This is a genomic window from Streptomyces sp. NPDC019890 (assembly GCF_044903445.1).
GTDB lineage: Bacteria > Actinomycetota > Actinomycetes > Streptomycetales > Streptomycetaceae > Streptomyces.
Map to the genome: position 1 here is coordinate 417,869 of NZ_JBJDQK010000006.1, position 13,208 is coordinate 431,076.

Sequence of the window (13,208 nt, forward strand, 5' to 3'; positions counted from 1 at the left end):
AGCCGGGGTGAGGCGTTCCGTCGTGGCTACTCAACGTCGTCCAACGGCTCGAATCCGATGTGGTCGAGCGGGTCCTTCACCCGGCCGAGACTCGGCAGGCCATCCGTGCCGAAACGGCCGCGCAGCCACTCCAGCAGAGTGTCGGTGAGCGTGCCGGTCAGCGGTGGGCCCTGTTCGGCATGGCGCGGATAGACGATCAGCGGCCAGTCGTCCGGCGTGGGCCCCTCGGTGAGCCAGCCCAGTTGGTCGCCGTCGATCGAGGAGGCGAAGGGCAGCAGGCCGCCCGGCTCGGGCCAGACCGCCAGCGGCCGGGACTGCGGATGACTGGCCCGCAGGCTGCGGTAGCCGTCGCAGACCCTCGTGGCCTGCTCGACGAGTCCGAACCTGCCGGTTTCCAGCGGGGCATCGAAGTTGAGCCACTGCGTCCAGCAGCCGCCTCCGTACGTCTCCATCAGGGTTACGTACTCCGTCGGCAGACGCGTGCCGAGGCGCTCGTACAGCCACTCCCACGCGCCGTCTCCGAGATTCGGCTTCCGCGGCGGCGGTACGAGTGCGGTCAGTGCCTCCAGGCCTGTGCCCTCGGTGAGCGCGGCGCGCTGCTGCGGGGTCGGTGCCGGGCGCGGGACCGGCGGGGTCCATGGGCCGGGGTCGGCCTCGGTCAGGAAGGCGGTGCGGCTCGCCGTCGGCCGGAGGCCCTCGCCGAGGAGCGTGGTCAGGGTGGGCAGCAGTGGGGTGCTGTAGCGGTGCCAGGGGTCCGCGCCCGCGCGAGCCCCGTCCTTGTGGAAGGTGACGACCGGCCACTCGTCGGGATCGTCGGACGCCGTGGTGTCCCAGTACAGAAGGTCGCACATCCGGGTCTCGCCCCAGGGGAGCAGCCCGTCGGGCGCCTTCCCCCGTGCCCCCTCCAGCCAGCTCCCGTACTCGAACCAGCCCTGCCTGGCGCACGGTATGTGCAGCCAGACGAACTCCCCGATGTCCAGCGGCCCGTACGCGGAAGCGATCGCCTTGTAGTCGGCGGGCAGCCGGAGTCCGAGCCAGGACTCGACCGTGTCCCAGTCGACGGGGACGGGGGCAGCGTCGGCCGGGGGCGGGCCGAACAGTTCCGCGAAGGCGGTGACGTACGAGGCTGGTGTCACGGGGGCGCATTCTGGCACGTCGCCTGAAGCGAGTGGTGGTCGAGGACGCCTGAGCCGGGCCGATGGTTGTCCGCCTGGCTCGAACTCGTGTGTGAGAACGAACACTTCCGTACTCCGTGATGATCTCCGCGCATCTGTCGCTGGGTCATACATGGATACGGACTTTGGAGTTCTTCCCGGCGCTGCCGACATGCGCGCGTACGTCGCCGGGGTCGTCGACCGGCTGACGGAGCGCAACCGGCTGCCGTTCGACTACTCCGTCGCCAGCCTGCGCCTCGTCGACTTCATGGTGGACGGGGTACGGCGCGGCCGTCCGGAGGTAGCGCAGGTCGCCGGGCTGCTCCAGGGACTCGGGGCGTACACGGGAGAGGTGATCGTCCGGCGGGCCGGGGCTCAGTGGGTGGACTTCGGACCGGAGCAGCGGGAGCTGTTCGGGCAGCCGGTGGGCGTCCGGATGCCCGATGGACGGGTGTGGAATCCGCTCGGCAAGGTCGTCAACCGCTTCGAGCTGGGCGGCCCGGAAGAGTCGGTGCAGCGCTTCTACCTGCTGCTGCACGGGCGGGCGCGCAGGACCGCCGACCCGAGGGCCGCCTGCGGTCGGTGACGTTTCTTCAGCTCCGTACGCAGAGAGGAAGGGGCATGTGCCAACGGGCACTGGCACGGAGAGGGACGTGTGGGGGCGTACGACGCGGAGCTGGGGGCTGCCGTCGAGCGGGCGCAGCAGGGTGACGAGGGCGCGTTCGCGACCGCGTACCGGCTGGTGCAGCCGGGGCTGATCGGTTACGTCCGAGGTCTCGTCGGCGACGATGCCGAGGACGTGGCCGCCGAGGCGTGGCTGGAAATCGCCCGCGACCTGGGCCGGTTCCGTGGCGACGGGGCCGGGTTCCGGGGCTGGACGGCGACGATTGCCCGTCACCGGGCCCTGGATCATCTGCGTAAGCAGAAGCGGCGTCCGCGCACCGCGTTACTGGAACAGGACGTACTCGAACTTCCGGGCGGGCAGGACACGGCCGCCGCGGCGATCGAGGCGCTTTCCACCGAGCGGGCTCTCGCGCTCATCGGCAGTCTGCCGCGCGAGCAGGCGGAAGCCGTACTGCTGCGTACGGTCGTCGGACTCGACGGGCCGACAGCCGCACGGGTACTGGGCAAGCGCCCCGGAGCCGTACGCACGGCGGCGTACCGGGGACTGAAAGGACTGGCCGAGCGACTGACCGTGGCCGGGGCGGGCAGTGGCCAGTCCGCGGTACGGCGCACGCTGAAGGATGGGACATGAAACCGGAACGGGAAGCCCCCCGCACGCCCGAGCTGGAGGCGCTGCTGGACGCGGCGCGGCGCACCGTGCCCGATCCGGCTGCCGAGGAGCGGGCGCTGCTGGCCTTCCGCGCGGTGCGCGACGGCGTGCACCCGTCACCGGTGCGGTGGCGGCGCGGCCGGGACGACTGGCGGCCGGCCGGTGAGCGGCACCTGGGGCGGGCGCTGAAGGCGCTGATGGCGGGTGTTGCCGCGGCGGCGCTGGGCGGGGTGGCGGTCGCGGCCGGGAAGGGCGCGATCCCGTTGCCGTTCGGGGGCGGCGCGGAGCCGAAGCCGATACGGAGCGCGCCCACAAAACCGGGCGTCGAAGAGCGCGTCGTAGAGGACAGTGCCGATGGCCGGCGCGGGGAAGAAGCATCGGCGGGTCCGGTGTGGCCCGCCCCGTCCGCGCCCGACGCTCCGCCGGGGCGTCCGGCCACCGCGCGGGACACAGTCGCACACTGTCGCGTGTATCTGGCGGCCGTGGAGCGGCGGGGTAAGCCGCCCCGGGGCGCGGCCATGGCCGAACTGGAGGCGGCCGCCGGCGGCCCGGAGGCCGTACGGGCCTACTGCGGGCCACTGTTGGCGGGTGAGATGCACGACATCCGCCCGAACCCGGGGGACGGAAACGCGGCGGACGGGAAGCCCGGGGAGAAGCCGGGGAAACAGGATAACGATTCGGCAGCCGACCTCGATGGCGGCGCCGGGGAAACACCGGCGGCTCAGCCCCGCTGACCGGCGGTCCTGGGCATGGAAGGACGACCGGGGCCGCCACCCCCCACAGGAGAGGCCCCGGTCGTCGTTCGCCGGGGCCGCAGAGCGGCCCCGTACTTCTCTCAGCGCCTGGGGTGCCTTTTCTGTCACACCGCGCCGCGGCAGTGTGTTGTTGCCGGTTGTACAAAATGTGGACGCGGCCCCGCTGAAGCACGTAGCGTGCTGATTCGCGCAGGGTGGCGCAGTGGTGACCAGCTGCTATTTGGGACAGGTTGAGGGAGTGCTGGGGGACGACGCGGAGCTGACCGCCGCGGTGCTCGCGGCACAGGACGGGGACGAGAGTGCCTTCCGTACTGTGTACCGCGCCGTGCACCCGCGGCTGCTCGGCTATGTACGCACTCTGGTGGGCGAGCCGGACGCCGAGGACGTCGCGTCCGAGGCCTGGCTGCAGATAGCCCGTGACCTCGACCGGTTCAGCGGCGACGCGGACCGCTTCCGCGGCTGGGCCGCACGGATCGCCCGCAACCGCGCCCTCGACCACATCCGCATGCGGGGCCGCCGCCCCGCCGTCGGCGGCGACGAGACCGAGCTCAACGGCAAGCCCGCCGAGTCGGACACCGCGGACGAGGCCATGGAGGCCCTCGCCACCGGCAACACCATGGCGCTCATCGCCCAGCTGCCGCAGGACCAGGCCGAGGCCGTCGTTCTGCGCGTCGTGGTCGGCCTCGACGCGAAGAGCGCGGCCAAGACTCTGGGCAAGCGGCCCGGCGCGGTACGGACGGCCGCGCACCGCGGACTGAAGCGGCTGGCCGAGCTGCTGGGCGCGGACGGCGCGTACGGGGCGGACGGGACGCACGGTGCCGATGGGGCGTACGGCTCCGACCCGGACAACGCAGGCACGGGTCCCGCCGAACGCGGCGTGGATCTGAATGGCGTACCGCCGCAGCGTGGTCCCCGGCCGGGCGCGACGGCTCCCGCCGGTGTGACGCATTCACGCCTGCGGACGCAGAAGGACATGTGATGGCCGACGAGCGGTACGAGTGGCTTGACAAGGAAGCGGCGGAGCGGCTGCTGCGCGGTGAACCGGTCGAAGCCTCCGGCGAGCACGCCCGCGCTCAGGCCGCACGACTTTCCCGTGCCCTGCACGACACCGGCAGGGGCGGCACTCACGCCTACGCCGACGAGGGCGAAATGCCTGGTGAGGCGGCCGCGTTGGCCGCTTTCCGCAAGGCCAGGGCGGATGCCCAGACACCCGCCGGCGACACCCTTGGCACGGTACGGCTGGCTCGTCCCACGCGTCCTGCGTTCGGTATGCGCCTGGGCCGTCCGGTGCGCTTCGGGCTGGTCGCGGCGGTGGCAGGATGCGCGCTCGGCGGTGTCGCCGTGGCGGCGGGCACGGGCCTGCTCCGCAGTCCTTTTGACGGTCCTCTACCCGCGTCGACCGTCTCGGCCGCCGCGACCCCGCAGCCGCTGGTCTCCGACTCGCCCACCGGCGGAGCCCTCATACCGCCGCAGACTCCGGGTTCGCCAGGCACGCCGGAGTCGCCGTCGGCGAGCATCGGCGGCAGCCGGAGCCCGGACCCGACGAGCGGTCCCGAGGGCGGCGACTTCGGCAAGCAGGGCGACACGGACAAGAAGTCACGCGAACGGAAGGCCGAGCTGCGCCGCAAGGCGGTCGAGGCCTGCCGGGACTACCGCAGCGGCCGCATCAGCCCGGAGCGCAAGCGGGAGCTGGAGAGGCTGGCCGAGGGGCGCGGCGGGGTCGAGCAGTTCTGTGACCGGCTCCTCGGAGGCGAGTCCGAGGGCGGCAAGGACAACAACGACAGCGGCGGCAGTGGTGACGGCGACGACGGCGACAGCGGTGACGGGGACGGTGGTGCCGGGAGGCTCCCCGGTTCCGTCGGCACCGCGGGCGGCGCTTCCCTGCCACCCGTCTCCTGGTCGCAGCTGCCGGCGGAGCCCGCGCCGCTGCCGTCCGAAAGTGCTCCCCGGCCCTCGCCGAGCCCTTCGCTGGCCGCGCTCTGACCTGTGGTTTCTCGACCGTGACGAATTCCGGTCGGCCAGGTGTGACGTTTTTTGGCCCTCCGGCGCAGTAAAGAGTGAGCCGACTGGTCATCGGCTGCGCCCGAAGCCGGGGTTCCCCCCGTACCTACGGCTGGGCGCAAATGGCGCGGGCGGGACACGTTCCCCCGGTCCCGCCCGCGCCGCTCTCTCCCACTCACCGTGTGTCCGGGTCACTCACCAGTAGATGACGACCTTGTCGCCGTTGTGGACCTGCGCGAAGAGCGAAGCGATCTTCCCCTTGTCCCGGACGTTGACACAGCCGTGCGACGCGCCGTTGTAGCCGCGGGCCGCGAAGTCCGAGGAGTAATGCACCGCCTGGCCGCCACTGAAGAACATCGCGTACGGCATGGACGTGTGGTAGATCGTCGAGACATGGTCCTTGGACTTGCTGAACACGCTGAAGGTTCCCTCACGGGTGGGCGTGTACTGCGAGCCGAAGCGCACGTCCATCGTCGACTGCACATGGCCGTCGATCACCCAGGAGAGCGTGCGGGTGGTCTTGCTGATGCACAGCACCCGGCCGGTCTTGCAGCGCGGGTCCAGCTTCGCCGACGGCTTGTTGACGGTCTTGCCGTCCAGCTCGTCGCGCGTCGGCTTCTTCGTCATCGCGAGCAGCTTCTGCCAGGTAACCGTGTCCGTGTCGCCCGTGGTGGGCAGACCGCGCTTGCCCTGGAAGCCCTTGACCGAAGCGACCGTCACCGGACCGTAGGTGCCCGTCGGCCTGTCGTCGAACCAGCCGATCTGGGCCAGCCTGGCCTGAAGTTCGCGCACCTTCCCGCCCTTTGAGCCGCCGGCCATCAGCACCTCGGGCTTCGCGGTCTCGCTCGCCTGCGCGCTCGGCCTGCCCGTCGGGGAGGCGTCGTCGGACGCCGACGGCGTCTGTGTGGTGTCCGGCGCGGCCGACGAGCTGCCGGGCTTGGCGTCGGCCGCCGGGCGGCCGGTCGCGGCCTGTGCCGTACAGCCGGTGGCCACGGCCACCACGGCGGCCGCGGCCATTGCTCTGCGTATGACGATTTTCCGAAGCATTTCGCCCCCCTGTATTCCTTGTGCCTCAAGAGACAGATTCCCGCTCTGCCCGGTTGCACAATCCCGCGCATGATGGGGAACACACCCGCGCATGACAGGGAAGGAGGCTGTGAGGAACGTCCCAGCGAGCGGCCCTCCATCCGTCGCGGAGCCGCCGCTACAGTCCGTCGCGAGGGTCAGTTACCAGCGAGTAGCTTCACAAGCAGCTTCAGCGGAGGCACAGACATGGCGCGCGAGTCCGAGTCGGGACTGCCCATCGAACCGGTCTACGGACCCGACGCACTGGAGGGGTGGGACCCGGCCGGGAAGCTGGGCGAGCCCGGCTCGTACCCCTTCACCCGCGGCGTCTACCCGAGCATGTACACGGGCCGCCCCTGGACCATGCGCCAGTACGCGGGCTTCGGCACCGCCGTCGAGTCCAACGCCCGCTACAAGGACCTCATCGCGCACGGCACCATGGGCCTGTCCGTCGCCTTCGACCTGCCGACCCAGATGGGCCACGACTCGGACGCGCCCATTGCGCACGGCGAGGTCGGCAAGGTCGGCGTCGCCATCGACTCGCTCGACGACATGCGGGTGCTGTTCGACGGGATCCCGCTGGACAAGGTCTCCACGTCGATGACCATCAACGCCCCGGCCGCGCTGCTCCTGCTGCTCTACCAGCTCGTCGGCGAGGAGCAGGGCGTCCCGGCCGACAAGCTCACCGGCACCATCCAGAACGACGTGCTCAAGGAGTACATCGCCCGCGGCACCTACATCTTCCCGCCCAAGCCCTCGCTGCGGCTGATCGCCGACATCTTCAAGTACTGCAAGGCCGAGATCCCGAAGTGGAACACCATCTCGATCTCCGGCTACCACATGGCGGAGGCCGGGGCCTCGCCCGCGCAGGAGATCGCCTTCACGCTCGCGGACGGGATCGAGTACGTCCGTACCGCCGTCGCCGCCGGCATGGACGTCGACGACTTCGCGCCGCGGCTCTCCTTCTTCTTCGTCGCCCGTACGACGATCCTGGAGGAGGTCGCCAAGTTCCGTGCCGCGCGCCGGATCTGGGCGCGGGTGATGAAGGAGGAGTTCGGCGCCAAGAACCCCAAGTCGCTCATGCTGCGCTTCCACACCCAGACCGCGGGTGTGCAACTGACCGCGCAGCAGCCCGAGGTGAACCTGGTGCGCGTCGCGGTGCAGGGCCTCGGGGCGGTCCTCGGCGGCACCCAGTCGCTGCACACCAACTCCTTCGACGAGGCGATCGCGCTCCCGACGGACAAGTCGGCCCGGCTCGCTCTGCGGACCCAGCAGGTCCTCGCGTACGAGACCGACGTCACCGCCACCGTCGACCCCTTCGCGGGCAGTTACGTCGTGGAGAGGATGACGGACGACGTGGAGGCGGCGGCGCTGGCGCTGATGCAGCGGGTCGAGGACCAGGGTGGCGCGGTCAGCGCGATCGAGCACGGCTTCCAGAAGAACGAGATCGAGCGCAGCGCGTACCGGATCGCGCAGCAGACGGACGCGGGCGAGCGGGTCGTCGTCGGCGTCAACCGCTTCACGCTGGACGCGGAGGAGCCGTACGAGCCGCTACGGGTCGACCCGGCGATCGAGGCGCAGCAGGCGGAGCGGCTGGCGAAGCTGCGGGCCGAGCGCGACCAGGGAGCCGTTGACGCGGCGCTGGCGGCGCTCCAGCAGGCCGCGAAGGGCACGGACAACGTCCTCTATCCGATGAAGGACGCGCTGAAGGCGCGGGCGACCGTGGGCGAGGTGTGCAATGCGCTGCGCGCGGTGTGGGGCACATACGTCCCGACCGACGCCTTCTGAGGTGCATACCCGAACGAGCGATCCCGGGCGGAGTGCCTGCCCCGCGGGATACGCTCGTGGACAGTGGGCTCCGAAATGGAGGGTGCCGTGGCTGTGATGATGCACGAGACATCGCTTGCTGATGCTGCCGACCGTCTCTGGGACGAGCTGCCCGGGCACCGGGTGGAGATCCTCAACGGGAGCATTGTTGAGACACCGCCGCCTGACGGGCCGCACAAGGAGACGCTGTCGTGGCTCATCGTGAAGTGCCACGAGGCACGTCTTTCGCCTGGTCCTTGAGGTCACGTCGACCAACTGGTCGAACGACATGGTCATCAAGGTCGAAACCTACGCCAGAGCCGGCATCCCCGTGTACGTCGTCGTGGATCGTAAGCACGACAGGGTCCTGGTGCACGCTGACCCCGAGGGCGACGAGTACCGGACGTGCTCGAAGTACAAGCGCGGCATGTCCGTCACCGTCCCGCCCTCAGTCGTCATCGCCCTGGAGCTGTCCGCAGACCGGCTGCTCGACGGCGACGATTAGCGCGTGACTCTCGCGAGGTAGTCGCTCAGTCCGGTTGTGTCCCCGTCCGCCCAGCCGACATAACCGTCCGGGCGTACGAGGAAGAGCCCCTTGCCGTACGGCTCGTACGCGTCGATGCGGTGTACGTGTACCAACTCGCCCTCCAGCGGGGGCAGTTCGGCGTCCGTACCCACCGCGAGCAGGGTGAAGTGCGGGCCGCGGAAGAGGTCGAAGAGCCGCCGTCCGCCGGGCAGTGGGCCATCGGGGGCGCGGTCGCCCGCCTGTAGGGCGCCCGCGGAGCCGTCGGAGAGCGGACCGCCGCGGTAGCCGAGGCCCAGCTGCATGGTGGCCGCGCCGCGCTGCTCCTGGCCGCGGTGGATACGCGTCGACAGGCCGAGCATCTGAGCGGCGACGGGCAGCCGCTCTGCCTCGTACGTGTCGAGCAGCGAGGCGGGCGCGCCGTGGCGCAGCACCTGGCCGAGCTTCCAGCCGAGGTTGTAGGCGTCCTGGACGCTGGTGTTGAGGCCCTGCCCGCCCGCGGGGGAGTGGACATGGGCCGCGTCGCCCGCGAGGAAGACGCGTCCTTCGCGGAAGCGGTCGGCCATGGCGGCGCGGGGCCTGAAGTCGGAGGCCCACAGCACCTCGGTGACGTCGTCCGCGGCGAGGTGGGTGCGGGCGGCGATAAGCTCCCGTACGCCCTCGGGTGAGATGTCGGGCTCGCCCTGGATGAACTGGCCGACGACCTGGAAGTCGTCGGTGCCGGGCAGCGGGCAGACGGCGAAATAGCCGGTGCTGCTGTCGCCGCGGAAGATGTGCCAGTTGAGCCGGTCGAGCGCGGGGATGCGGACGTCGGCCACCAGCATCCGGGCCGGGTCGACGCTCTCTCCGGTCATCGCGATGCCGAGGGCCGGGCGGACCCTGCTGCGGCCGCCGTCGGCCGCGACCGCGTATGCGGCGCGGACCGTACCGTTCGACAGTTCGGCGGTCACCGCGTCGGCGTCCTGGGTGATCCCGGTCAGGGCCGTGCCGAAGGCGACGCTCCCGCCGAGCTCCGTCAGGCGCTGGTGCAGGATCTGCTGGGTGCGCCACTGGGGGAGCAGCCAGGGCTCTGAGTAGGGCTCGGTCTCCGTCGGCCCGGGGCGTTCGAACATGTCGTGCTCGCCCTGCCGGACGCCGTTCTGCCAGACCATGCCGACCGGGGCCGTGCCGCCGGCGGCGAGCACCGCGTCCAGTACGCCGAGGTCGTTGAGGACCTCCATGGTGCGCGGCTGGATGCCCTTGCCGCGGGAGCCGGGGAAGAGCGTGTCCGACTGCTCGACGACGAGGGTGCGCACGCCGCGGCGGGCGAGATCGCAGGCCAGGGTGAGACCGGTGGGCCCGGCGCCGACGACCAGCACCTCGGTTTCCTTAACGTTGTTAAGTTCCATGTTCTCGAGGGTGCGCTTAACGTTGTTAAGTTGTCAAGGGGGTACGGGTAGGTTGGCCCCGTGGCTACGGAACGACTCGACCGGACCCGGGTGGCGCGCACCGCCCTGCGCCTGCTCAACGAAGTGGGCCTCGAAGGGCTGACGTTGCGCGCCATCGCCAAGGAACTCGACGTCAAGGCTCCGGCGCTGTACTGGCACTTCAAGGACAAGCAGGCGCTGCTGGACGAGATGGCCACGGAGATGGTGCGGCGGATGGTGGAGGACATGACGCCGTCGGGGCCGCCGGCGGACTGGGCCGAGGTGCTGACAGCGGCGATGCGGGGGCTTAGGGGGCATCTGCTGCGGTACCGGGACGGGGCGAAGGTCTACAGCGGCACGCACTACACCGACACGAGCTACGCCGCCGCGATGGAGGCGCATCTGCGGCTGCTCACCGAGGCGGGCTTCACGGCGGCCGGGGCGGCGCGCGCGTGGTTCACGGCGTACAACTACACGATCGGCTACGTGATCGAGGAGCAGGCGATGGGTCCGGACCCGTCGACGGGTGAGGGGTTCGACCTGGCGGCCCGCGCCGCGCGACTGGCGGCGTATCCGCTGGTCGCGGCGGCGGGGGAGGAGCTCTTTGCGCGGCAGGAGGAGGGGTTCGAGGCGGGGTTGGCGGCGGTGGTGGCGGGGGTGGGTGTGGTGCTGCGGGGGGAGTGAGTTCCCGCTGGGCCGGGCACATCAAGCCCCGTGGGGGTCCCCCGGACGAAGTCTGGGGGAGTGTGAGGCGTGGGGGTGCCCCCACGCCCGCAGGGCGTAGGGGCAGGGTCTGGGGCGGAGCCCCAGGTGCATCAAGCCCGGCGGAGCCCCCGAAAACACGTTCAGCCCCGGACTACCCGCGCAACGCGGCGTGCCTGGCGGACCAGGCGGCGCGCCGTCGCGTTGCGTGGCACCGGGATGCCGCCCGGCAGCCCCAGTACCGTCAGGCGGCGGCGCTTGAAGTAGCGCCAGGTGCGCGCGTTCAGATGGGTGCCGAGATAGCTCTCCGCCGCCGGCCGCAGGTCCGGCCTGATCTGGGGCTGCATCGCGAAGCCCACCGCGCTGACCAGGCCCCTCAGCGTCTCGTCCGCCTCCCCCGGCGCCCCCGACTCCCCCTCCGCCAGGTCCGGCAGCAGCGCGTCGACGATCGTCAGCGGGATGCGGTTGCTGTTCTGGTACGGCGTCAGCCGGTCGAGCAGCGGCTCGGTGCCGATCCGGGCGACCGGGATGCCGTAGAACGTGCTAGCCGTGCACAGCGCGGTCGAGAAACAGCCCGCCACCAGGGCGGGCCGCAGCCGGCGGTAGACCACTTCCGCGATCAACGGGCGGTCCAGGATCGTCAGTTCCGCATCGAGCGCCGCCGCCTCGCGCTCCAGGGTGCGCGTCCAGGACGCCGGAGCCGTCGGGTGCGGCTTGAATACAATCCGGCGGTGGCCGAGCGCGACCGCGCCGCGCATCATCCGGACGTGCAGGGCCTCTTCCTCCTCGGGCGTGATGATGCCCAGCGCGGCGAGGTACTGGCCGAGCAGGAGAGCCCCGCCCTCGTCCGCGCTCTCTTCCGCGGGCGCGGGATCCGTCACCGCGTCGGAGAGTTCGGCGATGACCTTGACGAACGCCTCCGTCGGCACGATCTGCGGCTCCGCCCCGAACTCCGCAAGCAGCAGCGGCTTCAGTCCCGGCACCAGATCCAGGTGGAAGAGCCTGCGCACCCGCTCGCCGACCAGCGGGTCGATCTTGTTGCGGGTGGGGCCGTAGCTCATCAGGCCGTCCGCGTACACATCCAGTGCGGCGTCCGGGAAGAGCTGCGCGATCGAGAGCGCCGGGGTGACCTGGATGGACTCGACGGCCAGCTCGATCCGGTCGTCGCCCAGGTCCCAGAGCATCCGCAGATACCGCTCCCAGAGCGGGACGTCGTCCGGGCGCGGGGACCAGCCGCCCGGATGGAAGGGCGCGATGGTCTCGTTCCAGGAGAGCACCCCGTCGAAGCGGCCGCGCAGCCGCTCGAAGCCCGGCATACGGTCCAGCGAGGGTGAAGTCTCGGGCGTGGTGGAGTTGTTGGCGACCAGGAGCAGCCGTCGGTCGGCGGTGGCGAACGCGCCGCTGTCGATCGCCGCGGCCAGCGTGGCGGCCCCGTACAGCGAGGACGCGTAGAAGATCTGGGTTGTGCGCATCAGGCCGCGGCCTCCGCGGAGAGTGGGGCGGGCCGGCGGCGCAGCCTGCGCAGTTTCGATGCGCGTTCGATGTCCATCGAGTCGAGCGCGTCCTTGAGAATGGACTGCGGCATCCGCTTCAGCGCCGCCGCGCTCATCGCACGCAATTTCCGGGCCACTGCGGGTTCGAACCTCTCCACTGATCCCAAGTGGTGGGAAATAACAGCACAGTACGTCCGTACGGCTTTTGGGAGCAGCCGATCGGAATCCGGATCCTTTGCCGTTTCTTCGAGCACCTGGTCGAATGCGCGGATGAAATCCAGCTGCCGAATGTCACCGATTTGTGTCAGGGATGATGCGATCCCGCGTCGGTAGAAGATCCCCAACTGGCTGATGGCGGCGAAAGACTCCGCCTCGCGGTGCAGCCGCCAGATCCACGGCCGGTCCTCGGCGGTGCGCAGCCCGTCCGTGAAGTGCAGCAGCCCGCGCTCCGCGAGCCGCCGGTGGTACATCCCCGCCCAGGCCATCGGGTAGTCGACGCTCGTCGAGCGATCGGCGGGCAGGATCGCGTCGCGCGGTCGCAGCACCTCGCCGCGCCGGCCGACCGGGACGCGGTGCACCGTACGGGCCCTGGCGGTGCACTGCACATGGTCGGTACGGACGAAGTCGCAGCCCAGCCCCTCGATGGCGGCGAGCAGCCGTTCGTAGTGGCCGGCCGCCAGCCAGTCGTCGCCGTCCAGGAAGGTGAGGTACTCCCCGCTCGCGGCGTCCAGACCCGTGTTCCGCGCGGTGGCGAGCCCGCCGTTCTGTTCATGTCTGATCAGCCGAGCCCCCGGAACCACACGCTCCGCGCGCTCCAGGATCTCCGGTGTCCCGTCCGTCGAGCAGTCGTCGACGAGCAGGAATTCGAAGTCCTCGCGGGCGTTCGCCTGGAGACTTCTGAGGGTGTCGGGGGCGTATGTCTGCACGTTGTAGAACGGCACGATGACGGAGAGCTTAACCACCCGCGTGAGGTTAGGGCGGCGCTCGGCATTCGTCCTGTCCCTGGGAGGGATGGCGGGTGAACAGAAAG

The 13,208-nt window shown here is 70.7% G+C and carries 12 protein-coding genes and 1 pseudogene; 8 read left to right on the forward strand and 5 right to left on the reverse strand.

What is annotated here, in order from left to right; genetic code table 11:
- Window positions 1-26: 26 nt before the first annotated feature.
- Window positions 27-1,136, reverse strand: coding sequence for an SMI1/KNR4 family protein (locus ACI2LP_RS19520; RefSeq protein ID WP_404725728.1), 1,110 nt, complete (start codon window positions 1,134-1,136; stop codon window positions 27-29).
- 190 nt (window positions 1,137-1,326) lie between these two features.
- Here ACI2LP_RS19520 and ACI2LP_RS19525 point away from each other — a divergent pair, with 190 nt between their 5' ends.
- The 5 genes from ACI2LP_RS19525 to ACI2LP_RS19545 all read left to right on the forward strand — a co-directional run bounded on the left by ACI2LP_RS19525 (window position 1,327) and on the right by ACI2LP_RS19545 (window position 5,165).
- Complete coding sequence (locus tag ACI2LP_RS19525; protein ID WP_404725729.1) at window positions 1,327-1,740, forward strand: hypothetical protein; 414 nt, start codon at window positions 1,327-1,329, stop codon at window positions 1,738-1,740.
- A 69-nt stretch (window positions 1,741-1,809) separates the two neighbouring features.
- Complete coding sequence (locus tag ACI2LP_RS19530) at window positions 1,810-2,409, forward strand: RNA polymerase sigma factor (RefSeq protein ID WP_404725730.1); 600 nt, start codon at window positions 1,810-1,812, stop codon at window positions 2,407-2,409.
- Window positions 2,406-3,161 (forward strand): hypothetical protein, encoded by a 756-nt coding sequence (locus tag ACI2LP_RS19535; RefSeq protein WP_404725731.1) that lies wholly within the window; start codon window positions 2,406-2,408, stop codon window positions 3,159-3,161. The genes ACI2LP_RS19530 and ACI2LP_RS19535 overlap by 4 nt, the downstream gene beginning before the upstream one ends.
- A 259-nt stretch (window positions 3,162-3,420) precedes the next feature.
- The gene (locus ACI2LP_RS19540; RefSeq protein ID WP_404725814.1) at window positions 3,421-4,161 is read left to right on the forward strand and encodes an RNA polymerase sigma factor; all 741 of its coding nucleotides are present in this window, start codon (window positions 3,421-3,423) and stop codon (window positions 4,159-4,161) included.
- Complete coding sequence (locus tag ACI2LP_RS19545; RefSeq protein WP_404725732.1) at window positions 4,161-5,165, forward strand: hypothetical protein; 1,005 nt, start codon at window positions 4,161-4,163, stop codon at window positions 5,163-5,165. Before ACI2LP_RS19540 ends, ACI2LP_RS19545 begins: the two co-directional genes overlap by 1 nt.
- 213 nt (window positions 5,166-5,378) lie before the next feature.
- On the opposite strand, the gene ACI2LP_RS19550 is transcribed toward ACI2LP_RS19545, so the two are convergent.
- A complete protein-coding gene (locus ACI2LP_RS19550) occupies window positions 5,379-6,230 on the reverse strand; it encodes a L,D-transpeptidase family protein (RefSeq protein ID WP_404725733.1) in 852 nt (283 codons plus the stop codon).
- A gap of 225 nt (window positions 6,231-6,455) precedes the next feature.
- On the opposite strand from ACI2LP_RS19550, the gene ACI2LP_RS19555 reads away from it, so the two are divergent.
- Together ACI2LP_RS19555 and ACI2LP_RS19560 are read left to right on the forward strand one after the other, a co-directional pair.
- Window positions 6,456-8,036: a methylmalonyl-CoA mutase gene (locus ACI2LP_RS19555; protein ID WP_404725734.1), complete on the forward strand. Its 1,581-nt coding sequence runs from the start codon at window positions 6,456-6,458 to the stop codon at window positions 8,034-8,036.
- Between the two features lie 307 nt (window positions 8,037-8,343).
- Complete coding sequence (locus ACI2LP_RS19560) at window positions 8,344-8,559, forward strand: Uma2 family endonuclease (protein WP_404725735.1); 216 nt, start codon at window positions 8,344-8,346, stop codon at window positions 8,557-8,559.
- Here the strand turns inward: ACI2LP_RS19560 and ACI2LP_RS19565 are convergent.
- Window positions 8,556-9,971, reverse strand: a pseudogene (locus ACI2LP_RS19565) (FAD-dependent monooxygenase); the annotation flags it as partial. The gene ACI2LP_RS19560 and the pseudogene ACI2LP_RS19565 sit on opposite strands and share 4 nt — an antisense overlap.
- Window positions 9,972-10,025: 54 nt before the next feature.
- Between ACI2LP_RS19565 and ACI2LP_RS19570 the strand changes: the two are divergent.
- Window positions 10,026-10,667 carry a TetR/AcrR family transcriptional regulator C-terminal domain-containing protein gene (locus ACI2LP_RS19570; protein WP_404725736.1) on the forward strand — a complete coding sequence of 214 codons (642 nt, stop codon included), beginning with the start codon at window positions 10,026-10,028 and terminating at the stop codon, window positions 10,665-10,667.
- Window positions 10,668-10,828: 161 nt separating this feature from the next.
- Here the strand turns inward: ACI2LP_RS19570 and ACI2LP_RS19575 are convergent, their stop codons facing one another.
- Window positions 10,829-12,157: an alpha-2,8-polysialyltransferase family protein gene (locus ACI2LP_RS19575; protein ID WP_404725737.1), complete on the reverse strand. Its 1,329-nt coding sequence runs from the start codon at window positions 12,155-12,157 to the stop codon at window positions 10,829-10,831.
- Window positions 12,157-13,140 (reverse strand): glycosyltransferase family 2 protein, encoded by a 984-nt coding sequence (locus ACI2LP_RS19580; RefSeq protein WP_404725738.1) that lies wholly within the window; start codon window positions 13,138-13,140, stop codon window positions 12,157-12,159. Before ACI2LP_RS19580 ends, ACI2LP_RS19575 begins: the two co-directional genes overlap by 1 nt.
- Window positions 13,141-13,208: the final 68 nt, after the last annotated feature.